The 25160-nt window shown below is 59.1% G+C and carries 19 protein-coding genes, 2 tRNA genes and 1 pseudogene; 8 read left to right on the forward strand and 14 right to left on the reverse strand.

Annotated elements, in window-relative coordinates; genetic code table 11:
* Nucleotides 1-29 precede the first annotated feature (29 nt).
* From F0M18_RS01105 to F0M18_RS01115, 3 genes are all read left to right on the forward strand, one after another.
* Nucleotides 30-1817, forward strand: coding sequence for an ABCB family ABC transporter ATP-binding protein/permease (locus F0M18_RS01105; RefSeq protein WP_149609542.1), 1788 nt, complete (start codon nt 30-32; stop codon nt 1815-1817).
* A 66-nt stretch (nt 1818-1883) separates the two neighbouring features.
* Nucleotides 1884-2978, forward strand: a complete 1095-nt coding sequence (locus F0M18_RS01110; protein WP_149609543.1) for a sensor histidine kinase — start codon at nt 1884-1886, stop codon at nt 2976-2978.
* On the forward strand, nt 2975-3784 hold the full coding sequence (locus F0M18_RS01115) for a LytR/AlgR family response regulator transcription factor (protein WP_149609544.1): 810 nt from the start codon (nt 2975-2977) through the stop codon (nt 3782-3784). Before F0M18_RS01110 ends, F0M18_RS01115 begins: the two co-directional genes overlap by 4 nt.
* 7 nt (nt 3785-3791) lie before the next feature.
* Here the strand turns inward: F0M18_RS01115 and F0M18_RS01120 are convergent, their stop codons facing one another.
* Nucleotides 3792-4871: an energy transducer TonB gene (locus tag F0M18_RS01120; protein ID WP_188109541.1), complete on the reverse strand. Its 1080-nt coding sequence runs from the start codon at nt 4869-4871 to the stop codon at nt 3792-3794.
* Between the two features lie 178 nt (nt 4872-5049).
* Here F0M18_RS01120 and F0M18_RS01125 point away from each other — a divergent pair, with 178 nt between their 5' ends.
* The gene (locus F0M18_RS01125; RefSeq protein ID WP_188109542.1) at nt 5050-6219 is read left to right on the forward strand and encodes a transporter substrate-binding domain-containing protein; all 1170 of its coding nucleotides are present in this window, start codon (nt 5050-5052) and stop codon (nt 6217-6219) included.
* A gap of 86 nt (nt 6220-6305) precedes the next feature.
* On the opposite strand, the gene F0M18_RS01130 is transcribed toward F0M18_RS01125, so the two are convergent.
* The 6 genes from F0M18_RS01130 to F0M18_RS01155 all read right to left on the reverse strand — a co-directional run bounded on the left by F0M18_RS01130 (nt 6306) and on the right by F0M18_RS01155 (nt 16683).
* Nucleotides 6306-8696, reverse strand: a complete 2391-nt coding sequence (locus F0M18_RS01130; RefSeq protein ID WP_149609547.1) for a TonB-dependent receptor — start codon at nt 8694-8696, stop codon at nt 6306-6308.
* A 142-nt stretch (nt 8697-8838) separates the two neighbouring features.
* Nucleotides 8839-10752, reverse strand: a complete 1914-nt coding sequence (locus F0M18_RS01135) for a DUF3604 domain-containing protein (RefSeq protein ID WP_149609548.1) — start codon at nt 10750-10752, stop codon at nt 8839-8841.
* A 29-nt stretch (nt 10753-10781) separates the two neighbouring features.
* Complete coding sequence (locus tag F0M18_RS01140; RefSeq protein ID WP_149609549.1) at nt 10782-12317, reverse strand: arylsulfatase; 1536 nt, start codon at nt 12315-12317, stop codon at nt 10782-10784.
* A gap of 141 nt (nt 12318-12458) precedes the next feature.
* Nucleotides 12459-14330, reverse strand: a complete 1872-nt coding sequence (locus tag F0M18_RS01145) for a DUF3604 domain-containing protein (RefSeq protein WP_149609550.1) — start codon at nt 14328-14330, stop codon at nt 12459-12461.
* 64 nt (nt 14331-14394) lie between these two features.
* On the reverse strand, nt 14395-15783 hold the full coding sequence (locus F0M18_RS01150) for an SRPBCC family protein (RefSeq protein ID WP_149609551.1): 1389 nt from the start codon (nt 15781-15783) through the stop codon (nt 14395-14397).
* A gap of 99 nt (nt 15784-15882) precedes the next feature.
* Nucleotides 15883-16683, reverse strand: coding sequence for an SDR family NAD(P)-dependent oxidoreductase (locus tag F0M18_RS01155; protein WP_149609552.1), 801 nt, complete (start codon nt 16681-16683; stop codon nt 15883-15885).
* Between the two features lie 203 nt (nt 16684-16886).
* Between F0M18_RS01155 and F0M18_RS01160 the strand changes: the two genes are divergently transcribed.
* The 3 genes from F0M18_RS01160 to F0M18_RS01170 all read left to right on the forward strand — a co-directional run bounded on the left by F0M18_RS01160 (nt 16887) and on the right by F0M18_RS01170 (nt 19124).
* A complete protein-coding gene (locus F0M18_RS01160; protein WP_149609553.1) occupies nt 16887-17921 on the forward strand; it encodes an AraC family transcriptional regulator in 1035 nt (344 codons plus the stop codon).
* Between the two features lie 232 nt (nt 17922-18153).
* Nucleotides 18154-18327 (forward strand): hypothetical protein, encoded by a 174-nt coding sequence (locus tag F0M18_RS20035; RefSeq protein WP_223177879.1) that lies wholly within the window; start codon nt 18154-18156, stop codon nt 18325-18327.
* Nucleotides 18328-18458: 131 nt separating this feature from the next.
* Nucleotides 18459-19124 (forward strand): integrase core domain-containing protein, encoded by a 666-nt coding sequence (locus F0M18_RS01170; protein WP_223177880.1) that lies wholly within the window; start codon nt 18459-18461, stop codon nt 19122-19124.
* Between the two features lie 343 nt (nt 19125-19467).
* On the opposite strand, the gene F0M18_RS01180 is transcribed toward F0M18_RS01170, so the two are convergent.
* On the reverse strand, nt 19468-20505 hold the full coding sequence (locus tag F0M18_RS01180; protein ID WP_149609555.1) for a hypothetical protein: 1038 nt from the start codon (nt 20503-20505) through the stop codon (nt 19468-19470).
* Nucleotides 20506-20782: 277 nt separating this feature from the next.
* Nucleotides 20783-21900 (reverse strand): annotated as a pseudogene (locus F0M18_RS01185) (IS3 family transposase).
* Nucleotides 21901-21941: 41 nt separating this feature from the next.
* Here F0M18_RS01185 and F0M18_RS01190 point away from each other — a divergent pair.
* Complete coding sequence (locus F0M18_RS01190; RefSeq protein WP_188109543.1) at nt 21942-22184, forward strand: phage portal protein; 243 nt, start codon at nt 21942-21944, stop codon at nt 22182-22184.
* A gap of 3 nt (nt 22185-22187) precedes the next feature.
* On the opposite strand, the gene F0M18_RS01195 is transcribed toward F0M18_RS01190, so the two are convergent.
* From F0M18_RS01195 to F0M18_RS01215, 5 genes are all read right to left on the reverse strand, one after another.
* Nucleotides 22188-23495 carry a hypothetical protein gene (locus F0M18_RS01195; RefSeq protein WP_149609557.1) on the reverse strand — a complete coding sequence of 436 codons (1308 nt, stop codon included), beginning with the start codon at nt 23493-23495 and terminating at the stop codon, nt 22188-22190.
* A 95-nt stretch (nt 23496-23590) separates the two neighbouring features.
* Nucleotides 23591-23836 carry a hypothetical protein gene (locus F0M18_RS01200; protein WP_149609558.1) on the reverse strand — a complete coding sequence of 82 codons (246 nt, stop codon included), beginning with the start codon at nt 23834-23836 and terminating at the stop codon, nt 23591-23593.
* An 85-nt stretch (nt 23837-23921) separates the two neighbouring features.
* Nucleotides 23922-24323 (reverse strand): OB-fold protein, encoded by a 402-nt coding sequence (locus F0M18_RS01205; protein WP_149609559.1) that lies wholly within the window; start codon nt 24321-24323, stop codon nt 23922-23924.
* Nucleotides 24324-24940: 617 nt separating this feature from the next.
* Nucleotides 24941-25017, reverse strand: a tRNA-Asp gene (locus F0M18_RS01210).
* 28 nt (nt 25018-25045) lie between these two features.
* Nucleotides 25046-25121: transfer RNA gene (locus tag F0M18_RS01215), tRNA-Val, on the reverse strand.
* Between the last annotated feature and the right edge of the window lie 39 nt (nt 25122-25160).

Here is a 25160-nt window from a genome sequence, read left to right on the forward strand (position 1 = left end):
CCAGCGCCAAAACCCCGTAAGATGCCTCGATGCGCCCCAGTCATCACGATACCGAGCCCGGCGCCAGGATAAACTGGCGCATCGTCAAACACCTGATTCCCTACCTGCTGGAGTCGCGCCAGCGCGTGCTGTGGGCGCTTGCCTGCCTGGTGCTGGCGAAAGCGGCCATTCTGGTGATCCCTTTCCTGCTGAAGAACCTGGTGGATGCGCTCGACGGCGCCGATCTCGCCGCGCTGGCACCCACCCTGTTACTGGGCATGGTACTGGCCTACGGCGGCGCACGCTTTGCCAACGTCTTCTTCGGCGAACTGCGCGACACCATCTTCGGCCGGGTCACCGAGCGCGCCATGCGCCGCATAGGCCTGCAGGTGTTTCGCCACGTACATGCGCTGGACCTGGACTACCACCTCAACCGGCGCACCGGCGGCCTCGCCAGGGACATCGAGCGCGGCACCACAGGCATCAGTTTCCTGATGCGCTTTTTCGTGTTCAACATCGCACCCACGCTCTTTGAAATCACCATGGTGGTCGGGATCCTGCTGTTCAACTACGGCGCAGGCTTCGCCCTCATCACCCTGGTCGCCGTGTTCAGCTACGGCCTGTTTTCACTGTATGCCACGGAGTGGCGCACGCGCTTCGTGCGGGAAATGAACGCGGCGGATTCGGCCAGTAACACCCGGGCGGTAGACAGCCTGCTCAATTTTGAAACGGTAAAATACTTCACCAACGAGGCGTTTGAGGCAGAGCGCTATGACCGCGAGCTGGCCCGCTGGGAGCAGGCACGGCGCAAGAACCGACTGTCGCTGTTTGGCCTCAACGGCGGCCAGGCGCTGATCATCGCCATTTCCCAGACCGCGATGATCGGGCTCGCGGCCTGGCAGGTAAGAGCCGGCACGCTTACCCTCGGCGATTTCGTACTCATCAACCAGTTTATGATCCAGCTGTTCCTGCCGCTCGGGTTCCTCGGTTTCGTGTTCCGCGAGATAAAGGGTTCGATGGCCAACATTGAGAATATGTTTGAACTACTGGCTATCAAGCCGAAGGTGGTGGACCGCCCCGGTGCCGGGCAGCTGGTCCAGACCCGCGGCGCAATTCGCTTCCAGGACGTCAGTTTTGGTTATACGGCCGAACGCCAGATTCTGCACGGCGTCGACCTGGCCGTGTCGCCGGGCGAGAAGGTCGCGGTGGTCGGCCCCAGTGGCTCCGGTAAATCAACCCTGGTCAAACTCCTGTTCCGCTTCTACGACCCGGATGCCGGCTGCATTACCATCGACGGCCAGGATATCAGCCGGGTTACCCAGGGCAGCCTGCGCCAGGCTATCGGCATCGTGCCCCAGGACACAGTGCTGTTTAATGACACTATCTTTGAAAACGTGCGCTACGGCGCACCGGATGCCAGCGATGAGTCTGTGCGCGAGGCCATACGCCTCGCCCACCTCGACGCATTCATTGACTCACTACCTGCCGGTGCAGACACCCTGGTGGGGGAACGCGGCCTGAAACTGTCGGGTGGCGAGAAGCAGCGCGTCTCCATTGCCCGCACAATTCTCAAGCGCCCCCCGATCATGGTCTTTGACGAGGCCACTTCCTCGCTGGACAGCCATTCCGAACAGGCGATCCTGGGGGCCTTGCGCGAAATTGCCCAGGGCCACACCTCGCTGGTGATTGCGCACCGCCTGTCAACGGTGGTGGACGCGGATCGCATCGTGGTGCTGGAACAGGGCCGTGTCATTGAATCGGGCACACACGATGGCCTGCTGGCAAGCGATGGCAGCTACGCCGCACTCTGGCGCAAGCAGCAGAATGCGCAGGACTGAGACGAACAGCATGCACGCTGCGACAAACTGCAACAGCAAGTCAGATTGCACCCGTATAATGGCCGCATGAATATGCAGGAAATGCTCAAGGACAAACGCCAGCTTTTCTGGCTGCTACAGCTGGCCGGCTGGAGCGGCTGGGCCATGTCGTTTTACCTCGGCGTTATCATGTGGGGCAGGCCACCGGAGATGTACTATCTCTACCTGCCCTTTATCGCCACCATCGGCATGCTGCTTACCCTGGTCCTGCGCGCGCTGTACCGGCACATGTGGGAGATGGAAATCACCCGGCGCATCGTCGCCATTGTTGCCGGCTCCTACGCCGCCGGACTGGTGTGGATGGCAGTGCGCGGCACCGTGTTTTACCACTTTTACCCGGAGCAGCGGAAAGTCACGGAGCAACACGGTATGGAGTTACTCTCCTACTTCGACGGCGCCATCTCCGCTTTCTGGGTCATGCTGGTGTGGAGCGCCCTGTACTTCGGCATCAAGAACTACATGCTGGCCCAGGAAGAAAAGGAACGCGGTCTCAAGGCGGTGTCCATGGCCCACGAGGCGCAACTGAAGATGCTGCGCTACCAGCTCAACCCGCACTTCCTGTTCAACACACTCAATGCAATCTCCACGCTGATTCTCGACCGCGACAACGAGTTGGCCAATGTCATGGTGACACGCCTGAGCCGCTTCCTACGCTATACGCTGGATAACGACCCGATGCAGAAGGTGTCGGTGACAGAAGAGATGGAAGCGCTGCGCCTTTACCTTGATATCGAGAAAGTGCGCTTTGACGAGCGCCTGCAACTGCACTTTGACGTCGATGAGGCGGTCAGCGACGCCCTGATGCCCAGCCTGTTGCTGCAGCCACTGGTTGAAAATGCGATCAAGTACGCCATTGCCCAGGCGATCAACGGCGGCCGCATAGCCGTGTCGGCACAGCAGCAGGGCCAGCGCCTGCACCTGCAGGTCGCCGATGACGGACCCGGCATCGAACTCAACGGCAAGTCGCCGGCCAAATCGGGCGGGGTGGGACTGGTAAACTGCCGCGAGCGGCTCAAGGAAATCTATGGCGAGCAACAGTCTTTTGAGCTCTGCAGGACTGAACCCCACGGCCTCACCATCGACATAAACATACCGCTGGAATTTGGAAACCGGGCCTCATGAACAACCTTAGCGCAATCATTGTGGATGACGAATCGCTGGCCCGACGCGGGCTGGCGCTGCGACTGCAGCAGATTCCAGGCGTCGACGTGGTCAGCGAATGTGCCAACGGTCGTGAGGCCCTGGAGGCCATCGCCGCGCACTCGCCGGACCTGGTTTTCCTGGACATACAGATGCCGGGCATGGATGGCTTCGACGTGGTGCGCAAACTGCAGGCCGGGCAAATGCCCATGATTATCTTCGTTACCGCATTTGACCAGTACGCAGTGGAGGCATTCAAGGTGCATGCGGTGGACTACGTGCTGAAACCCATCGACGACGACCGCTTGCACGAGGCGATTGATCGCGCCGTGGCACACCATTCACAGGAAGAGTCAGAGCGCACCAAACAGCGCCTCATGGAGCTGATGATGGGCCTGACCGGCGCCAGCGCTTCCTCGATCGAGGAAATGGCGCAGGCGCAGCGCGGCCTGCCCCAGTGGCCGGACAAACTGGTGATCAAGGACGGTGCCGACATTCACCTGGTAAAAATCGATGATATTCACTGGATAGACGCCGCCGGCGACTACATGTGCGTGCACGCCGATGGCGAGACCCATATCATGCGCATCACCATGAAACAGCTGGAAGCCATGCTGAATCCGGCGCGATTCCTGCGCGTACACCGTTCTACCCTGGTCAATACCGACTACATCAGTGGCGCCCAGACCCTGGGCAACGGCGAATATATGCTCTCTCTCGAGGGTGGCGCACAACTGAAGGTGAGCCGCGGCTACCGCGCCCGGGTCAGGGAACTGCTGGCCGGCTGAACCTCGCTCAGGAGGAAACCTGGTGCAGTAGCAGCCGGGTACCCACCGTGCCCGAGACGTCCACTTTGCACTGGTCCCATCCCGCCGGCACACGCCAGGGTTGTTTGCTGGACCGGGCCATCACACGCTGGCCCTGGGCACAGATCAGGAAGACCGAGCTGACGCTGCCGCTCACGTCAGAGATGTAAAACTGGTCCCGTGTCAGGCGCAGTTTCCAGGTAGCCGCCCCCCCGGGGTAGAGGGCCACCAGTTCACCGGCTGCGGCGACATCCTGGTTGTTGCGAAAGAAATTCTCCGCTTCCACGTATCGCGCCGCGGCCTGCTGCACCACCGGCTCGCCCCGGGCGAGCGCCTGCATCCGATCCAGTACCACACCCGCATCACCCAGCCGGTTGCCCTCCGCATGCAGCGTGACCAGGCGGCTCAATACTTTGAGGTACTGTTCCGTGGGTACGTAGCCGTGGCGAAAATTATTGTCCAGTGCCAGCGATTGCAATTCCATTACGCGACCGAGGTGGCGCGTCTCGGCGCCATTGTCGCCGAGGCGATGCGACACCGCCGCGGCCAGCAGGCTGGCCTTGACCTCCTCGAGGGCGTTGCGCCCCGGAAACGCCAGCAGCTCGCTGGCGATGGTACCGGCCGCGGCATAATCACCGCTGGCGAAAAGGTCCCAGGCCTCGGTAGAGCGCTCCGCGAAGGCGGGCCCCATCTCCCGCTGCTTGTCGAGAATCCAGGTAAAAATCACCGGGTTGGCGGAGGACTGCACCGGCGTGCCGCCGCGGGTTGCGGGCTGGAAGCGCATTGATCGAACCTGGTCGAGCACCGCCGTCTCCACTTCGGTGACGCCATTGGAACGCCGTATGGCGGCGTTGGTGACGTTGCCCTGCACATCGATATCGTAGGTGTAGACCAGCCAGGCATCGTCCTGGAACTGCGTGCCCAGGCGGATACTGGCCGAGGCAGGGTCAAGATTGCGGGCCGGCTCGTACTGCGCCCATGTACCGCTGCTGAACCCCAGGCAGAGCAGGCAGAACCAGGTTGCAGCGGGCAGCGCCCGCTTGCGTTGACAGGATTTACGAAACCACATAACCACTCCATTACATCGCGACAACGACGAGTGTACCAGCTGGCGGTAGCGGGCTGCCCACGGAAACAGCAAATCCGGCCGCGGGGGCTGGCACCCGCCCTGAAGGACAAAAACTATACGATCCCTGCATACTGGTCCAGAATACAAACCGGTAAACACTGCAGAAGTGAGCAATACCTTGAACAGATACCTGTCATGGATGTGCCAGTCACTGATCATTCGGCGTACCCTGATCCCGGCGGCGCATTTACTGCTCCCGCTCATCCTGCTGCTGGCGCCGCTGATGAGCGCAGCGCAGACAGGTCCAGCCGCCGCCGAACCAGCAAAAGAAAGCAGGATACGCGTTGCCGCCGCCCCCTGCCCGCCTTTCGTCATCAGTGAAAACGGGGAACTCAGCGGTCTTGGCGTGTTCCTCTGGCAGCAGGTTGCCGCACAGATCGGCCTGCAATACGAGCTCTACGAACTGCCGCTGAGCGATATGCTCAGTGCCATATCGGAATCGCGCTCGATGAGTCCGACCCGTACCGATGTCGGCATATCCTGCCTGTCCATTACCGCGGAACGGGAGAAACTTATCGACTTCTCACATTCCTTTCATGAAACCTACACTGGTATCGTCGTACGCGAACACACGTTCATGGATATGCTGCGTGGCTTTTTTGGCAGCGCTGCCATATGGAGAGCGCTGGCCATTGTTATTGGCGTTGCCGCACTGGTAGGCGGTGTGCTGTACCTGCTGGAACGCAGGCGCACGCCAAAACTGTATTCATCGGAGACCCGTCCGGGACGTCTGGCGGAGGCGTTTATCGTCGGCCTGATGTTCGTCACCCAGGGGCCGATCAAGTTTTACGAATTCAGCACCATGACCGCGCGGGTGCTGGCCGCCGTGCTGGCATTGAGCAGCACCTTCCTGATTGCCGCCATCACCGCAATACTGGCCAGCGCATTCACCCTGGATGCAATGCGTTCCAATGTGACCGGCCTGCAGGACCTGAACAACGTACGCGTGGCAGCGCTGCAGGATTCGACCTCGTCCAAGTTTTTGCAGGACAACGGCATCCCGCATCTGCGCAAACCGGACCTGGAAGAGATGATGCGCGAACTGGACGCCGGGCAACTGGATGCGGTGGTGTCAGATGCCGCATTCCTGCGTTACACCATTCTCGAGGGCAGGAAACAAGGCATCTACGACAGGCTGTCAGTGCTGCCCTACAAGTTCGACAACCAGAACTATGGTTTTGCCATGCAACCGGCCAGCGAACTGGACGAGGCAGTCAACCAGGCGCTACTGGTCGTACGCAGGACACCGGCGTGGCGCAATGAGGTGAAGAAATACCTGGGCGAGTAAGTATCGCCCGGATAACGTGCAAGACCAGGCCGAGAGTGGCCAGCGCGGCGCAGCCCCTGATCAAGGGCCGGCGCCGCCTGCGAAGATCAGAAGCGGTAGCGGGCCTGCACAGCTATGGAGCGACCCCGCTCCGGCACCCCGAAGTAGCTGTTGCTGTCAGTCAGTGCGACGTCATTGCGCCAGACCATGGTCTTTTCGTCCGTCAGGTTCTTGCCAATCACCGCGAGCGACCAGGTATCGGCGACACTGGCAAGCGCAATGCGCAGGTTCACCTTGGTCGCGGAATCATGCTCGGTGTTGGGGTCCAGGTCCAGCGAGGAGTAGAAACTGCTGGTGAAGTTGACGTCGAGGTTGTTGCGCAGCTCTAGGTTGTCGCCAAGCGGCAGTATCCATTCCGCGTTGAGGTTGCCACTCCACTCCGGTGCAAACAACAGGGTCTCGCCGCTGAGGTCCTGCCCACCACTTTCGCCGGGGGCGATGTTAGTGCCGTCCTGGTTCAGGCAGCCGGGATTGGCCACCGGATCGGAGACCTGGGGCACGGTACAGGTGGCGCCGGTAAACGTGTCGTAAGTGGCGTCGAGATAGGCTACCGCGCCGCCGAGGGTAAAGCCCTCGGCCAGCAGCCAGCGGCCGTCGACTTCCACGCCCTGGCTGACGGATTCGCCGGCGTTGCCGACGCGGAACACGTCACCCACGAGGGAACTGACCTGGAGATCATCATACTCCATGCGGAAAACGGCGAGATTCAGGTTCGCCGCGCCGTCCGCCAGAGTCATCTTGGCGCCGAGTTCGTAGGCCAGCACCGTCTCTTCATCGTAGTTGAGAATGGAACTGTCCACGCCGGTCTCCACCACGCCGCCGTCGGGCTCTCCGGTGAAAATATTGCCGGTACGCACAGTTGGCCCCGAGTTGCTGTAGGCCTCATCAAAGCCGCCGCCTTTGTATCCGGTGCTGACACTGGCGTAGAGCATCGAGTCGTCGGTTGCGTCCCACTGCAGGTTGGCAGACCAGGTGAACTTGTCCTCATCGCGCTTGAGCCCCTGGAATGAGTGGCTGCGCAGGTCCTCGATAAGAATATTGTTGGCGGGGTTGGCCAGCACCACGAAATCCGCAGTGAGGCGTGCGCCCAGCCCCGGGTTGGTGCTCGCCTTGTCGAGTTCCTTCTCTTCTTCGTTATAACGCACGCCCAAACCCAGTCGCAGGGTGTCAGTCAGCGCATAGGTGCCCTGGCCAAACACCGCCCAACTGGTTGAATCCTGGTCGAACTGCGTGGGGATGCGCTGGTCCGTGGTCGCCGTCAGCGCCGGCACAGACAACGGCCCGGAGAGGAGGAAATCAATGTCGGTGTTGGTCTTGGATACGGACAGTTCCGAACTCTGGTAATAGGCGCCCACGATCCAGTCAAGGGTCTCGCCACCGGGAGACACCAGCCTGACTTCCTGGCTGAACTGGTCGTACTCTTCTTCCTGCAGGCGGTTGAGCGAGGCCGTCGCGGCAATGTCGCTGTTGGTGTTGCGCTCGGTATCGTAAGTCGCATAACCGGTGATAGATGTGAAGGTGCCCATGCCGACATCCCAGTTGAGGGTCAACAGGGCCACATCGAGTTCGGTATCGTCGGTATCCAGGATGTCACCGGCGCCACGGTCATGGTCATCCAACACCGGGAAGGGCGACTGACCGAGGTAGTTGGTCGGCTGGTCTGATTGGTATACCACCTGCGGGCGGCCGAGAGTTTCGAAATCGCCGTGCTCGTACTTGGCGATGATCTCGAGGGTATCCGTGGCCTCCCAGAGCAGGCTGCCGCGAATGAACAGGTTGTCCTTATCGGGCCCCTCCTCGTCCAGGGTCTCGTTTTCCCACCAGCCGTCCATGCCCTCATAGCGCACAGCCAGGCGGCCAGCCAGGTTATCGCTGAGGCCACCGGTCAGCACGCCGGTCAGTATCTGTTCACCGTGGTCCGGGTCATAGAGGGCCTCGACGAGACCGCCGGTCTCGAAGTCAGGGCGCGCCGTGGTGATATTGATGGCCCCGCCGATGGTGTTCTTGCCGAACAGGATGCCCTGCGGGCCCTTGAGAATTTCCACACGCTCAAGATCCAGGGTCAGCGGCACTTTCGCCAGTTGCCCCCGGCCGGAATACAGGCCGTCTATGTACAGACCCACCGACTGCTCGAAACCCTGGTTAGTGCCTGAGCCCACGCCGCGGATAAAGATATTGGAGGTAGCCTGGCCCTGGTTGATACTCACATTGGGAATGTACAGCGCCACCTGCTCGAGGTCGGTAATGCCGATGTCCTCGATCTTGTCGCCGCTCATCGCCGCGACGGCGATGGGCACGTCCTGCAGGCTTTGCTCGCGTTTCTGCGCGGTCACGACCACTTCTTCCAGCATCAATTGTTGTGCCATCAGTGGCGCACAAGGCGCCAGGGTGAGCGCCATGGCAATAGGTGTAAGACGATGGAATGCAATGTTGCGCATAAGAATTTCCCTCTGTTTATATTATTTGCGGCTATGCAACACTACCATCAGCATCGTAAGGCACTTTGGAATTGGCGACAGGAATTTGCGATGGAGTGACAGGCCAGAGGCAAATTACCGCCGCGCCTGCCCATGGGCGACATCATCTGGGCCGGCCGGTGTACCAGATGGGGGACGTATAGGCACGCTCCTGCAGGACCAGGGGGATATCATCGGGCAAATCGATACCGAAACGGGCCTGGTCGTAAGCTGTCCAGCGCGGCGTGGGTATTTCGATCACCCGGGCGTAATAGAAAGCATCCTGAGCGGGGTCGAAAGCGGGATCTGTCCACACGGTTGTCAGTTCTGCAGCGCCGATGGTGTTGGTCCAGGTCGGCACTGACAGGTCAACCGTATTGCCCACCGGGGGCAGTTTGCCATCGTCACCGGGGACCCGGTCTCCGGACCAGGCCACGTCGTAGACTTTCTCCTGCGCCCTGCCCTCGTCATCCAGCCAGCCCTTGATCACCTGTACCCGATCCAGGTTGGCGCCGTCGGGATCGCGCATGGCGGCTACCAGGAAACTGGGGGCGCTACCCTTGCTGGCTGCAGGCAGGTCGCCGCCCATGGGTACGCCTTTGGCATAGCCGACGCGGGCGATATCGCGGCGTCGCCCATCCGCGGCGGCAAAGCCATAGCCGCCAAAGAAACGCACGCGGATGCGGGTACCGGTGGTGGCGTAGACCTCGCGACGCTGCATGGCGTCGAACACTTCTCCACGCGTATTTTCCCTGGCCCAAACAGCTACCAGGCTGCCGGCGGAGGTTTGCCAGCCATGGCGGACCAGGCCCAGTTCCTTGTTCTGCTTGCCGATTGCCGTGGCCCGCTCCGGCCTGGGTTCTTCAGGCGTATTCTTGCTGAAGAAGTTTTCCTCGCGTGCGGTGGAGGCAGCCAGGTGCGTATCGGTGGAACCGATCATGCCGAACTTGTAAGGGTTCACGCCCAGAGCCTTACCGAGTTCCAGGCCACGCTTGAGGCCGGAGCGCGCGTACTCTGCCGGCAACATCTCGGGGGTCTTGGCCTCGCTGACATCGAGATTGCCCATATCCCAGGTCTCGAAGTCGGCAAACTCGTCATCCGTTGACAGCAGTGGGTGGGATTCGCCGTCACCCTTGTGCTGCGACACTTCCACCAGCGGCTCCCATCGCTGCCGGGTACGCGCGTACTCAACGTCCAGGGCCTTGCCGTCCTGGAAATCATCCACCAGCGGGAACATCCAGCCATTGGACAGGTTACCGTTGTGGGGGATGGCCAGCATCTGCCCCCCGGTAGTGGATTCCCAGTCCTGCATCCAGCGCCACAGGTCGCGGGGGTTCGGGCTGCCCACCGGTGGTGTGGTGGTGTAGGGTTCGACTTGTTTCGCCACTGCGGCGTCATCCCGCATCAGCACCACGCGGTGCAGGTTGTTGCCGTTGACCAGGGACGTCCACTCAAAGCCGAACAGGGTGGTAAAGCGGCCCGGTTCGTTGAATTCCTGACCGGCCGCAACGGTATCCTCCCAGGCAGAACGGTAGGCGGGATTGCCAGGCTGGTAGTTGAGTGCCGCGGGCACGTCGCCCTGGGCGAAGCGGGCGATCATACCCACCATGGCTTTCTTGGCGGTCATGCCGCTTTCATTGAAAGCGGCGTTGAGTTCGCGACCGTAAGGGTCAGCCATGATATTGGGCGCACCTTTCAGTATGTCGGTGATCACGCCCATGCCGTCACTGTGATCGGTCACGGCAAGAAAGTCATAGGGCCGGGAAATCTTCAGCGGCAGCCCGGTGTTGGAGGTGACCTCGTCGCCGCGGGCAAAGCGGTAGGCATCGCCGGGCATGAGGCGCGTACCGCCGCCACCGGCGTCTGCCGACAAACCCGAATGCACGTGTACATCGCCGAACAGCACTTGCGTCGGATAGTCCCGACCGGCGTAGGGTGAGTACGCTGTAGTAGCGTCTGCTGCAGCCCGAACAGGCATACTCAAACCGACGTTGAAGGCTGCGGCTGTCAGTATCGCCGTCAGAGTGCGTTGTTGCATAAGCTTGACCCCTGTGCCGTACGCGTTAATTATTTCTGGTAAAGCGCTTCCATGACCTGGTCCACGCTGAAGGAAGCGGGACGCTGCCGCGGGGGGAACTGCACCAGCGAGCCCACAAAGCGTTCCACCGCCACCCTGCCCTGCATCGCCACCGGCGCGACTTTCTTGTCCCACCAGTTGTTGTAACCATTGGAATCGGTGTCCGCGCGTTCGAAGGGGTCACGGCGCAGGTGGAATATCTTCGGGATACGCAGTGGCACGAAAGGGTCGCGCCAGACATCAAAGCGCTGTGCGCGCTGCTCGGCGACGACCATCTTCCAGTCGCCAACGCGCACCGCCGTCAGCATGCCATCGTCGCTGAAATAAAAGAATTCCCGCCGCGGTGCCGTTTCTGTGCCGCCGGTCAGGTAGGGGAGGAAATTGTAGCCATCCAGGTGCACCTTGAAGTTCTTGGACCCCACGCGCTTGCCCTTTTTAAGGTCCTCGACAATGTCCTTGTCGCCCGCCGCCGCCATCAGTGTCGGCACCCAGTCGAGGTGTGACATCACCTGGTTGCTGACACTGCCGGGCTCGATACGGCCGGGCCAACGCGCCACCGCCGGTACGCGGAATCCGCCCTCCCAGTTGGTATTCTTCTCACCGCGGAACGGGGTGATCGCCGCGTCGGGCCACATGTTGTAATGCGGGCCGTTATCCGTGGAATAGACGACGATGGTGTTATCGGTAATACCCAGCTCATCCAGCTTGTCCAGCAGCACGCCTACATGGCCGTCGTGCTCCACCATGCCGTCGTTGTAGAACCCCTGCCCGGAGGCGCCCAACTGCTCCTCCTTCACGTGCGTGTAGTAATGCATGCGCGTGGAGTTGAACCAGACGAAGAAGGGCTTGCCCTCGGCGTGGGCCTTGTCGATAAACTTCAGGGATGCCGCCAGGAACTCCTCGTCCACGGTTTCCATGCGCTTGCGCGTGAGCGGGCCGGAGTCCTCTATGCGACCATCGGCGTAGCTGCGGATCACCCCACGTGGGCCGAAGCGCTCGTGGAAAGCAGGGTTTTGCGGATAGTCAGGGTCTTCCGGCTGCTCCTCGGCATTCAGGTGGTACAGGTTCCCGAAGAACTCATCGAAACCGTGGTTGGTGGGCAGGAATTCATCGCGATCGCCCAGGTGATTCTTGCCGAACTGCCCGGTGGTATAGCCGTGAGGCTTGAGTAGTTCCGCCAGCGTCGGGTCCTCGGGCTGTATGCCCAGGTCCGCGCCGGGAATCCCCACCTTGGTCAAGCCGGTGCGCACGGGGTGCTGGCCGGTGATGAATGCGGAGCGGCCGGCAGTACAGCTCTGTTCGCCGTAGTAGTCGGTGAAGATCATGCCTTCATTGGCGATGCGGTCGATGTTGGGCGTGGGGTAACCCATCATGCCCAGGCTGTAACGGCTGATATTCCAGTAGCCGATGTCATCACCCCAGATCACCAGGATATTGGGTTTGTCGGCGCCCTGGGCCAGTGGCGCCAGGCCGCAACAGACCAGCAGCAGTGCCAGCAGTCGGCCAGTCGTTAATCGGGTTCGCATTGTTATCGTCTCCTGAGTTTGCCTGTCATCAGTGTAGTCGGTAGTAAACCAAACACGCCTCGTTATTGCTGCCCACCGCGGGGGGCTGAATCTCGCCTGCATGGTGCTGATCGCCACTGCACACCCGCAGAGTATTCACGGTCAGCCCCCGGGGCCCGCCCGATACCAGATCGGCGAAGTGTAAGCCCGTTCCTGCGTGGACATGGGCACGTCCGCATCCATGGCAACCCCGAAGCGCTGACGGTCGTAAGCGGTCCAGCGCGGCGTTGGGATCTCCAGCACGCGGGCGTAGTAGAAGGCGTCCTGCTGCGGATCGAAGTCAGGGTCCCGCCACACCGTCGCCAGCGATGCCTCGCCAATGCTGTTTAGCCAGGTGGCTGAGGCTTCGTCAACCGTGCTACCCACAGGGGGCAGGCTGCCATCCGCGCCCGGTTTACGCGCGTCCGACCAGACCACATCGTAGACCTTTTCATGGCTTGCGCCCTCTGCGTCCAGCCAACCCTTGACGACCTGGATACGATCGAGGTTTGCGCCCAGCGGGTCGCGACTCGCGGCAACCAGAAAGACGGGAGCGTTCCCGGCAGCGGAGCTGAGTTCGCCTCCCATCGGCACACCCTTGCCATAACCTACAGCGGCGAGATCGGGCCGCCGGGCATCCGCCGGTTCGAATTCCCAGCCACCAAAGAAACGCACGGCGATGCGTGAACCGGTGGTGGCGTAGACTTCGCGACGCTTGATGGCATCCCAGACGGACTCGCGGTTGTTCTCCCGGGCCCAGACCGCGGCGTACCCGGAAGCGGCCATCTGCCAGCCGCGCACCACAGTATCGCCAGCCCGGCCCACAGGCTGTTGCCAGCGCTGTGACCCGGGTTCCACCGCACTGTGCTTGCCGAAGAAATTATCCTCGTCCGCCGTGGCCAGGCCGGTATGGGAATCGGTCGCACCGATCATGCCGAACTGGTAGGGATTGGTGCCCAGCGAGCGCTGCAGTTCGAGACCGCTGCGCAAAGCCGCGCGGGCGTATTCCCGCGGCAGCATGTCCGGTGTCTTCGGCCTGCCCTCGAAGTTGCCCAGGTCCCAGGTTTCGTAGTCGGCGAACTCGTCGTCCGGCGACAGCAAGGGGTGCGTTTCACCATCACCCTTGATCTGGGTAACCTCGACCACCGGTTCCCAGCGCGCGCGCTGCGCTGCATATTCCGCGTCGACTTCCAGGCCCTCGAGTCGTTCGGCGACCGGGAACATCAGCCCGTTACTGAGATTGCCATTGTGCGGAATGGCCAGCACCCGGCCACCGGTCTCTTTCTCGTAGCGCCCCAGGTGGGACCAGAGCGAGCGGGGGTCAGGGTCCGCCTGTGAAGACAGCGGTGGTATGCGCCCGGCCTTGTCACTGCCATCGCGGAATATCACCACGCGATGCAGGTTGCTGCCTGCCGGCGCGGACGTCCACTCATAGCCAAGTAGCGTGGTAAACACGCCCGGGCGGTTGTAGCGCTCGGCAATGGCCAGGGCGTCACTCCATACATCCAGTTCCAGTTCCGGCGTGCTGAGATTATCCAGCAGCCCGAACGCTTCCCAGCGCCCCTCCCGGGTCAGGAACTTGCGTTGCAGGGCGCGCTTTTCCTCAGGCGTACCCTGCGTCAACACGCGATGCCACTGCGCCGCCTTGTCGTTGTCAATGAGCCGCTTATCGCCCGCCTGCACGCGATTCATCAGGCCAAAGGATTCGGCGTGATCCGCCAGCACCACAAAATCCAGTGGCCGGGCCAGGCGGGCGGGCTCACCGTGCGTGCTGGTGACTGTCTCACCGGAGGCGAAACGGTACGCTGCCTCGGGACCAAGGGTAACGCCAAAGCCGAAGGCATCCGTGGACAGACTGGAATGCAGGTGGGTGTCTCCCCAGAGTAGTGCCCGCGGCGGCTGCGGGGCGACATGGGGTGAATAGTCGCCGGCCTGTACCAGGTTCACAGTCAGGCCAATGGCCAGTGCGAGGCTGCATTTACTGTTTTGGCGCATAGGCTTACCTACCCTCTTATTCTCTTGTGCTCGCCGACAGCTCAAAGCGCTGAATCGCCATCGTTCACGACGCCTCCAACTGCTGCTTCAGCTGGCCCAGGGCGCGCCGGAAGATGCGGCCCAACACCCAGGCGGTCAGCTTGCCAGTAAATGGGAGCCGGGACTCGAAACGTATCGCCCAGCGTACCCGCGTGCACTCGCCCTGCTCCGCAGTGACAAACACATCGCCGCAGTGCCAGCGAAACGGTGCACCGCTGCGCAGGCGGTAACGGTAGCGACTGCCCTGCTCCCAGCTTACGACCTCCTCGGTAATGCGCAAACCGAAGGCTTTCAGTTCGCGCATACAACCCGGCCCCACCTCCGCGGGCGCCCCGGGCCGCAGCACGCGGCCGCGAAACAGGGTCCAATCACCGAGGCCGGCATGATCGATCAGTCGTTGCCACACGCGCTCGGGCCGCGCGCGGATGAGGACTTCGTTCTGCACGTAGGCGCCGCCCGGCGAGAAGCCACTGAGGCTCCACAGGGAGGGCCGCGCGCACAACATCTCCACGCTGAATCCATCCGCGTCGTTAACGTACATGACCCGGAAAATACCGATATCCACCGGCTTGCCGTTGGGGCGCAGACCATGCCCGGTAGCCCGGGCGAAGGCCGCATTGAATTGCGCCGGTGTCCGGAACCCCAGGGCGATGTTCATCACGCCCTGGTCGCAGATCTGGTACCCGGCAGGTCTCGGCGCCGGCTCGGGATCGAGATACTGCACCAGTTCCACCAGGAAATTGCTGCCGCGCAAGAGCAGGGTATCTGTGCTGGCGCCGGGCAGGCCCCAGAGCGCCTCGTCCTCGTCGCTGTGCAGGGCACCGTCAGCCACCTCCACGAGGCCCAGCGCGTCGACATAGGTCTCCCGAGCACGCTTCAGGTCGGGCACGGAGACACGCATGAAACGCACCACGGCGCCCAGCTCAGGGCGTACTATTCCGTACGCCGCGCCCGCAATGTCATCCAGCGGATCCCGCTCCAGAATTTCAATCCAGTTGCCCTCAGGGTCGCGAACACAGGCGCGCCGCCTGCCCGACTCACCGACGACTGAGGGCGGCGGGGGCGCATCGCTGTGCGCGGCGTAGCGATACAGAGTCGCCTCAAAATCGGCGACGCAGATGCCGATAATGCTGTAACCGATATCACAGGGCCGCCACGCTGTTGGCTTGAGCTTTGAGACGGGCCGGTAAAACTGGAAAAACTCCAGCTGGAAGTAATCCTGCTGGTCCACCAGCCAGGTCACCGCTTCGGCGGGATTGGGATCAATGCCCTGTATGCGTTGCGTCGGCATGGGCGGCACCGACACCAGCGCGCCGCTTCCGGTTGCCAGGTCGAATACGCTGCGGTACCACTGCCGCAGCTGTCCGGCGTTGTGGGCGCAAAGCGCGACCTGAGCAATATGCGGATCAGCCACGGCGTCGGGCCCTCTGCCCGGGCAGCGCGAATGCCCGCCACCCGGTCTCTCCAGCCGTCACAGGGCTGCCCTCTGGAAGCAGCTGTGGAGGCAGCAGCATCAGGTGCCGCCTGCCATGGACAGGATGATCTTGTCCGCCTTGCGCCGCAACAAACCGGGGAACCAGCGATTGAGCCGGTCGATCATCCTCGCCCTCGACCCGGGTATGATGAGGAAGTCGCCACGTTGCAGCCCAACGAGAATTTCCCGGCAGGCCGTGTCCAGGTCCAGCGTGCCTGCGGCCAGCTTCAATTCCCGGGTGATGGGATCCATGGTCTGCATTTCCCGCTCCACCATCGGGGTGCTGACCTCGGGAGGGCAGATGACCGAGACGTGAATAGCGCGGGGCAGACACTCCATACGCAATGCGCCAGCCAGGCCCACCACGCCATACTTGGAGGCGCTGTAGGCGGAGTAGGCGTAGTTGGGCACCAGGCCCGCCAGGGAGGCCACCAGCGCCAGCCTGCCGTGCTGGCGCATATGCGGAAGTACGGCGGCGGCGAAATTACGACTACCGAGCAGGTTGGTATCCAGCACGCGGGAGAACTGCTCCGCCGATAAATCCGCAAAGGTGCCGGCTATCTGTACGCCAGCGCAGTTCACCGCCAGCGTGGGCGCGCCCAGCGCGGAACAAGCCTCGCTGACGCGCATTTCCAGTGCCCGAGTATCGCGCACATCAACCTCGTGAAAGACCGAGTTGCCGGAATTACCGGGGACGTCAATTTCCTCACGCACGGCAGCGCTGAGGGAGAGGTCAAAAACTGCCACACGGGCACCGCTGACGAAAAAATGCCTGGCCAGGAACAGGCCGATACCACTTCCGCCACCACTGATAAATACCACCTGCTGCTGATCCGTCATGACAGTGCTGCCATCATCTTATTCTGCAGCGCACTTTACCTGACGACTATGAGGGGAATTTTGTAATCCGCGACAATAACTTGCGAATACGTGTCATGGAGAAACCCACAAAGCACGCCGATAGGCCGGGCAGGACAGCTTGACACCCCCTCCGCGATACTTGATATTCGACGACAGACATTCGATACACGGAATAACAAGCGATGTCAGACTACCTCGTGCGGGCATCCGCGTTGACGGGGATTCGCCCCACCATCGAGCAGCTGGGCGGCGACGCCAGTCACCTGCTGCAGCGACTCGGCCTGGACGGCGTGGAAGCGGATCCGGATACCTGGATTTCCTACTCCGGCTTCCTGCTTTTGCTGGAGCAGGCGAGTTTGGAAACCGGTTGCCCGCACTTTGGACTGCTGCTGTCTGAGCACCAGGATGTAAGCATCCTTGGCGCGCTGGGCTTCGTCATCCAGCAGGCCCCGGATATACGCACTGCCCTGCGCGAATTGATTACCCGCTTCTCGTTCCACAACCAGGGCGCCAATGTGTCACTGAGCGTCGATAAGGGCGTAGCCTCTTGGCAGTTCACCTGCAAACTCCAGGGTGAGTTGCCGATCCGACAGCAGGAGGATCTGGTCGCGGGTATCGGCGTGGATATGCTGCGCCTGCTCTGGCGACCCGACTGGACACCCAATGCCGTTTATTTCGCCCATGGGGAGCCCGAAGATATCAAGCCCTATCGCGAACGCTTCCGCTGCCCGCTGCACTTCGACTGGGACGTCCCCACGGTAACTTTCGATGCCGCGATTCTCGATACCGCCATTGAGCAGGCCAACCCGCAACTGCACCGCTTACTCGAGAGTTACCTGGACGAGTTGCAGTTCGCCCACGCGGACAACCTTCGCGGCAAGGTCGTGTACCTGATCCAGCAGGCCATGTACACCGGTGACTGCTCTATCGAGCGCGTTGCATCCACACTGGCCATCAACAAACGCACGCTACAGCGGCGACTGAAAGCAGAGGGCAGTAGTTTCAAGGAACTGTTGGACGAGGTGCGCTTTGACGCGGCCAGGAAATACCTGCGCGAGTCCAATGGCTCGCTGACCGCGCTGGCGGATATGCTCTGCTATTCAGACCTGAGCGCTTTCTCCAACGCCTTCCGCCAACGCTTCGGCGTCTCCCCGCGCTGCTGGAGACAGCAGCAGTCGGGACATCAGGCAGAGAACCTCACGCTGCAGGCACGATAATCTCCAAAGGACTCTGCTGTGCCATGGCGGCGGTGTAACGACCCAGTGAATAACTTCACATGGTATAGTCGCCGCAACTGCCGAGGGCATCACCATGATGCAAGAACCAGAAATCAAGCGATGGACCGCGAAGCGTAAGGCTGAGCTGATAAAATAGATCTACCGGGGGCAGACGACTGTTCCTGAGGCAGCCAGGGAGTACGACCTCGCCCAGGCAGAGATCGAAGGCTGGATGGACGATGCCGAAGCCGGCATGGAAAACGCCCTGAAGACTAATCCCAAAGACATTGCTAAACAATACGAGAAGCAGCTCAGTGAGCTGAGAGAAGCGTACGGTGAGGACATGCTTGAAAACAAATTCCTAAAAAAGTTGCAGCGCCATCTCGCATCGACCGAGGAGTCGTAGAGCGGTTCATTGTTGAGATGGCGGAGGAAGGCGAAGTGATTGCGGTGAGCAAGGCTTGTGAGCTGGCTGGTCTGTCGCGGCGGACGTATTACTAAAACCCTAAGCGACGCAGACCGAAGGTGAACTAGCTCTTGGCCCAACGCATCAAGCGCGTCATCGATACCTTGCCGTACGCCGAGTATCGCACAGTGGCCTGGCTACTGGGCGAGAACAAGAAAACCGTGCAGCGGATCTTCCAGATCAGGGGCTGGCGGGTTTGGAAGCGTAAGTCCGGTTCGCGACCCCGAGTACAATCGTTGCCGTCTGCGGCCACCAGTCCGAATGAGCGCTGGGCGACGGAAATGGCTAGGGTCTGGTTTTCCATGACGCCGGCCATGGACTGCTTCACGCGGGAGCTGCTTGGCTGGCAATTAAGCCCTACGGGCAATGCACGGGCGGCAGAAGCGGCGCTGGAAGAGGCCCTGAACAGCCGTTATGGCATCCTGGGGCGAGCCCTGGATGATCTGACCATCCGATCAGATAATGGCTTGGTGTTCACCAGTCGGCGCTATACCCGGACTGTGTATCGCTATGGTATCAAGAAGGAGTTCATCCGCCCCCATACGCCGCAGCAAAACGGCATGATGGAACGGCTGATTCGATCTGTGAAGGAGCGGTACCTGTGGCTCCATAATTTTGCCTCGCTCGATGAGGCCAGACAGGCATTGGGCGCGTGGTTCCGTTATTACAACGAACAGCGTCCCCACCAGGCCCTGGGCATGAAAACGCCCAGGGAAACTTACAATTTAGCGGCGTGAGTGTGCAGTTTTAGCTGGGTCATTACAGGGGCGACATGAAAGCCCGTGCCGAGTTCTATACCAAACAGCTTCAAAATGGCGCGCTGTCACCTAATGAAATCAGGGCTCTTGAGGACATGAATCCGCGCGACGAGGGTGATGTGTACCTGCGCCCTATGAACATGCTGCATAACGGTAGGGAGGTAAGCTCATGACCTTCTGACGACAATCAATATCCGGCATCTTCGGCGGTACCCGCTGCGTTGCCATTCGGGTCGTATTGACATTTGTATCTACGGATTAGCCAAATATTTAGCTATCTGATCAAATTGCCTGTGCATTAGGTGCTTTACACGTTGACAAGCTAGGGTCCAGTAGCGACTCCAAAAGACACAGCAATAGAATTATCTAACGCTGCTAGACCGCGCAGCTCTCCTGCCTCGAAGTCAAATCTTGTTATTGTTCCGCCGCTTGTTATACCAAATAAACCATTTTTGGTTATAGCTATATGTCTCAGGTCATATCCGGCAGGATTATCAATTTGGAGCCAAGATTTCGTAACCTTTGACTCTATGTCCAATCCATTTACCCAATAGCTGTCGTTATCCCCATCAGAGACGGCATACACCAAACCTCGAGTGTCCGCTCTAGACGAAATTGCTTCGAACGATTTTCCATTTAAATCAGAATGAAAACTAGCGAAACCAGTCTCTAAATTAACCTTAAATATCTTATGGGTGCTTTGTATGAAACTTTCAATCAGAATGTACATTTTCCCGTTTGCTGAGAACATATGAAATCTTTCAGTAGACCCAGTCGACAGCCCCGAACTGCCGACAACGGCAACGTCTCCGGTCAACGGATTTATCTTATATACCGTACCGCTGGAGCGAATTCCGTAAAGGGATCCATCCAGATAAACCCAATCAGCGTAATTCACGTTGAAACCGAATGTATCCGTCTCAATCCACTTGTTGGTGTCTACAATGATCCCCGAAATACCGTCAGAAATGTAGAGCTTCCTAGCTTGGCTTCTAATGGCATCAACTCTAGAAAAAACCGGTTGGAGGAAAAAAGTTTCATCCGACTCAAGAATTGCTAAAAGCAAATCATTACCAGCAAAATCTTTAGTTGACAGACTACAGGCTTCATCCTTACCACCGCAAAAGCCATTGTCTCGTTTCTTCCACCCTTCAAATAAGTACCCTTCCTCAGGAAGGGCTTGGAAGACTTCGTCGAAGAAAATATCGACCACATCGATAGTACAGGTCTTGCCTTCCGAACAATTGTAAGCGCCGGATTCAGTAAGGACGCGACCACCTTCAGGAACAATAATCTCGACCTTACAGGCGCAAACAGCTAAAGAAATGAGCGCTATACATATCAGGCGTAACCCCAGCATTTTACCTACCCTTATCTGGTATTCGTTTTCATTTGTTATATAAGAGCACAAGTTATACTTAACGTCCATGGCTTGAAAAGAGTGCTAAGGCGTTTTCTCGTAGGCGCCTTTGAACCCAATGAGGGGTCACTTGGATTAAACAACAGGGCATCCCCACTTTCTTACTCCAATCTCCGATACATAACTTCCTTGAACTTGTCTTGCAACTCAATGCGCGCCTGCTTCCACTGGCCGTACCCTTTGTTGGAGCATTGCTGAATGTGGGAAGTTGAGCATATCAGGCTGCCTCCTGGGCGAACACCGCCGGCAGTTTGTTCCCTAGGGAGCGGTGCGGCCTGACATGGTTATAATGGTTGCGCCAGGACTCGATTTCCTCCCTGGCATCGCCCAGACTGACGAACCAATGCAAGTCCGGACAGTAGTCGCGGAACTTGCCGTTGAAGCTTTCCACGAATGCGTTCTGAGTCGGCTTACCTGGTTGGATGAAATGCAGCTTCAACCCGGTCCGTTTTGACCAGAAGAACATAGCTTTACTGGTTAGCTCAGGACCGTTGTCCATGACGATGCGCTTTGGCAGCTCTCGCTGCTCTGCCGGCGGTCCAATTCGCGAGTCAGCCGGTGGCCACTGATCGAGAAGTCGACGAGCTGGAGCAGACATTCACGGCTAAAGTCGTCGACCACGTTGAATACCCTGAACCGGCGACCATACGCCAGCTGGTCAGATACGAAGCCGACAGACCAACGCTCGTTGATGCGATCTGGCACAGGCAGCGGTACCCGCGACCGGGTCAACTTCTTCCGTTTTTTCGTACGTACCTGTAAGCCTTCCTCGCGGTAGATGCGATGGGTGCGCTTGTGATTTAGGACCAGGCCCGCAGCGCGGAGCACGTCGTGCAGCGTGGGGCACGCCATAACGCGGGTAGCGCTCCGCCAGTGACTTGAGCTCCGATCGCAGGGCTGCGTCATTGCGCCCCTAGAGCGTCCGCCATGCTGCATATCGGCTGAACCGGATCACCCGGCAAGCCCGACGTTCACTGACATTGCGGCTCTTGAGATACTACACAGCCCGGCGCCGCTGGCGAGCTGTTAACACTGGGCCTGCACCGCTTTATTGGGCATTCCCTCGATGACTTTCTTTATCGCAGCTTTGTAGAGTTCAGCCTCGGCCAGGAGCCGCTTCAGCCTGGCGTTCTCAGACTCCAGTTCACGTACACGTTTGGCCTTCGAGGCCTCCATGCCGCCGTACTTGGACTTCCACCGGTACAGCGTGTTCTCGGCGATGCCGTTTTCACGGACCAAGTCGACCATCGTGCGGCCGGCCTCATGCTGCTTGAGGATCGAAATGATCTGCTCTTCTGGGTAGCGTTTGCGCTTCTTATTGAGATCTCCGTTTATCAACAATAGATGGAAATCTCACATCCTGCATGGATCGAATTATGGGGATACGGTCAAGGCTTAACAAGGCGGTGATGACTGGTGACAAGTTCGTAAAGTTTGAAGTGCGTAGCCTGCTACGGGGCGACATGAAAGCCCGCGCGGAGTTTTACACCAAGCAGCTTCAGAATAGCGCGCTGTCACAGAATGAAATCAGGGCACTTGGTGACATGAATCCGCGTGATGGGGGTGATGTGTGCCTGACTCCCATGAACATGCTGCACAACGGCAGGGAAGTTAGTTGACCATCAATTTCGCTTCAGTGCTTCCATCACGATGGCTTGGAGTGACTTCAGCAATTCGGGAGCGTTAATGCTCCCGTCAACCACGACCTGTTCATTGTCAATCTGCCCGAAGTACTTTTCACCAAATTTTGCCTTTTCCTTTGCGCGCTCCTCTTCGGGGAGATACATGAAGTAAGCATCAATCGTGGCAAGCTCCAACTCAAAGCGTCTGTTCCGCTCCGAAACAGCCATATGCTTGCTTGCTTCTGACGCCAAGTATCTCGCAGGGATCAAGAGGATAAACGCAGTGAAAAGTCGCGCAAACAGTAGAAAATAGTCAACCTTCGAAACGGATGCAGCCTTATCCATTTCCTCGCCAACGGCAGGGCTTAGCAACGAAGTGACATCAAAAGCAGTCCACAAAATTATTCCAACCATTACAACATAGGAGAGTATTGCACCCCAGCGAAGCCGGTTGGCAGCAGTGCGCTCCTCCTTAGCGGTCCGCTGAAAATTTCCGGTCAAGCCATCGTTCTCAATAAGCCCCACCACGTTCTCAACACGTTTCTTTTGTTCGGCCAGAAATTGAAAGTGCTGTTTGTTCTTTTCAGAGAGCTTTTCAAGCTCGTCTTCGTGTGCCTGCGTGATGCGGTCTATTTCGGACTGAAAGTGGTTTGCGCGTGTTCCAGATTCATTCTCAAAAAGAACTTTGAATGCTTCCCGCTGTTCGTTGGCGGCAGCTTCAGATTGCGCCAACGCGGCTTCAGCCTTTTGATCGAAGGTTTCTTCAAACTGCTCCTGCTTGCCCTTGACACTGATCAACTGCTGTCGCAGAGATTCCGCTTCAGCGGTCATAGAGTCCGTCAGCGATTTCAGGTCTTCTAACTTCTCGTCAACATCACTTGAACTAGCCCGAATTCTATTAAGGTGCTCTTCTACAATCTTGCCAAACTGCAACGCATCCTCTGAAGTGAAACCGGGAATGCTTGTTTCCAGAGAGGGCAAAGTTACGGCACGTGTTAAAGCACTATTAATTTCATTAGCTGCATTAGTGAGGTGGGCCTCGTTCTTTCTACTTACGTACTGGTTGTACTGGTGAAGAGAATTTTTAATATGATCCCGAAGCGGGTCGAGTTGCGCACTAGTAGTGAGCACAGGGCTTGCAACCTTGAGCCGTGCCTGCACGTACTTCGCGGCCTGATGCAGATGGTTCCGCTGATCGTCGCCAGTATCCTCTAGATCAGACTCAAGTTTTTCATTTAGCGTGGATAGAAGTTGCTGGGTAACAGCATGCACTTCGTGGTTTTCAAACGCCTTTTCATACTGACCCACTTTCACCTCCCAAAACTGTTGCTTATGCCATCCCGTGCGGGCTGGTAGTGAAATTTGATAACCTAAGACTCAAGCAGAGCGCTCAGAAGCACTCTCTATTTCGATAGCCCTGCATGCTTCCGACACCCGGCATCTTTGAATTTTTCTTCATATTCAGCGCGCGCCTGTTTCCAGCTTTCCAAATCACGCACGCTGCCACCCTTCCTGCGCAGGTCAGTGTAATAGTCAATCTTGTCCTGCCACTGCTGACACTGCCACAGGGGAGCGTCCTGCGCTCGTACAGGGCCGCTGACGGTAACAACGGCGATGGTTAGACAAAGGGCTGCGGCTGCTCTGGCCATACTGGTGACGGTCCATGTCGTAGTCGTGGGGGCATGTTAGCGCAGCCTGAAGTTTTCAGCAGCGGTGAAATCACGAAAACGTGAACTACAATTCACAATCCATCAACTGCACATACATCATTTTTTCAGCCACTTCGCCCGTAACGCTGACACGCTGACCTTCCTTGAACCGTGGCAGGCTGGCCGCGTCCCCGCGCCCAAAATGGCACTGCACCCCGCTGACGCCTATCAGCCCTTCACGCTTGGCGTCGAGGATAACCCAAGGCGCGCCCAAGCTAACGCCTGACGTCATGTAGGCACCCGTCACGCGCACGGTTTTGCCAGCGTACTTACCGTGCGCTTGCACTTCATTCTGCTGGTATTCGGCGGCAAGCTGCTGCGCCGTCATGGTGTAGTCAGGTTCACCACCGTGGGTTGACCAGTAGCCGTAGGCCACGAAGCCGCCAATGGCCACTGTAATGAATAAAAGCGACTCCCACCAAGGCAATCGCTGTTTCAGGTAGGGTGCTTCCTGCTGCTGTTCTGGCGCGCTGCCGGTGGGACGGGCGCGGGGTCAGGCTGCGCGTCAGCCTCAGCCTTTGTCTTGCGGGGTGGCGGGGGTGTTAGGTCACGCGCTTCAAATTTCGCTTTTGCCATGTCCGAGACGCTCCATGTCATGCGTTATTGTCGCAATATGGTAGCGCAGCTTAAGCGGAAAAATGAAACCGCAGCGCCACGTTGCACTTAATGTGCACTTAAGCAATCAGGCAGAAAGTATTGATGGGGCATCTCAACTAACCCCAGAAACTAAAAAGCCCTCAGTTTCAGCAACGTGCGGGCTTAAATATGGCGGACCGGACGGGATTAGATCATTGCAGCCTGGCCGGGGTCGCGTTCGACCTGCACTGACCCCTTCGGGGCGCCTGCGGCGTCTCAAACGCTCCTTTGGTCGTTAGTGATCACAACAGCCTAGGGGCCGTTGTGACCCCTTCGGGGCGCCGTCGCTGCGCTCCCGCGTCCAAAATCCTCCTTTGGTCGGATTTTGTCGAAGGCTGCTTCTCGTCCGCATTCCCATCCACGATATACAAAAAAGCCCCGCCCTGAAGGGCGAGGCTTTTTTGTATATGGCGGACCGGACGGGACTCGAACCCGCGACCTCCGGCGTGACAGGCCGGCATTCTAACCAACTGAACTACCGGTCCAAAACGGTAGCAATATCTTCCTCGGAAGTGGTGGGTGATGACGGGATCGAACCGCCGACCCTCTGCTTGTAAGGCAGATGCTCTCCCAGCTGAGCTAATCACCCCCGAACCGAGAACGCGCATTATAGAGATTTGTCTTGGGC

Source organism: Pseudohalioglobus sediminis (assembly GCF_008370495.1).
In the GTDB taxonomy this organism is placed as follows: domain Bacteria; phylum Pseudomonadota; class Gammaproteobacteria; order Pseudomonadales; family Halieaceae; genus Halioglobus.

Coding starts and splice junctions, on each gene's coding strand:
- F0M18_RS20035 (WP_223177879.1), top strand. CDS start 18,154: ATGGACGATGCCGAAGCCGGCATGGAAAACGCCCTGAAGACTAATCCC.
- F0M18_RS01105 (WP_149609542.1), top strand. CDS start 30: ATGCGCCCCAGTCATCACGATACCGAGCCCGGCGCCAGGATAAACTGG.
- F0M18_RS01190 (WP_188109543.1), top strand. CDS start 21,942: ATGGGGATACGGTCAAGGCTTAACAAGGCGGTGATGACTGGTGACAAG.
- F0M18_RS01120 (WP_188109541.1), bottom strand. CDS start 4,871: ATGTGGTTTCGTAAATCCTGTCAACGCAAGCGGGCGCTGCCCGCTGCA.
- F0M18_RS01200 (WP_149609558.1), bottom strand. CDS start 23,836: ATGGCCAGAGCAGCCGCAGCCCTTTGTCTAACCATCGCCGTTGTTACC.
- F0M18_RS01130 (WP_149609547.1), bottom strand. CDS start 8,696: ATGCGCAACATTGCATTCCATCGTCTTACACCTATTGCCATGGCGCTC.
- F0M18_RS01140 (WP_149609549.1), bottom strand. CDS start 12,317: ATGCGAACCCGATTAACGACTGGCCGACTGCTGGCACTGCTGCTGGTC.
- F0M18_RS01115 (WP_149609544.1), top strand. CDS start 2,975: ATGAACAACCTTAGCGCAATCATTGTGGATGACGAATCGCTGGCCCGA.
- F0M18_RS01155 (WP_149609552.1), bottom strand. CDS start 16,683: ATGACGGATCAGCAGCAGGTGGTATTTATCAGTGGTGGCGGAAGTGGT.
- F0M18_RS01145 (WP_149609550.1), bottom strand. CDS start 14,330: ATGCGCCAAAACAGTAAATGCAGCCTCGCACTGGCCATTGGCCTGACT.
- F0M18_RS01180 (WP_149609555.1), bottom strand. CDS start 20,505: ATGCTGGGGTTACGCCTGATATGTATAGCGCTCATTTCTTTAGCTGTT.
- F0M18_RS01135 (WP_149609548.1), bottom strand. CDS start 10,752: ATGCAACAACGCACTCTGACGGCGATACTGACAGCCGCAGCCTTCAAC.
- F0M18_RS01110 (WP_149609543.1), top strand. CDS start 1,884: ATGAATATGCAGGAAATGCTCAAGGACAAACGCCAGCTTTTCTGGCTG.
- F0M18_RS01160 (WP_149609553.1), top strand. CDS start 16,887: ATGTCAGACTACCTCGTGCGGGCATCCGCGTTGACGGGGATTCGCCCC.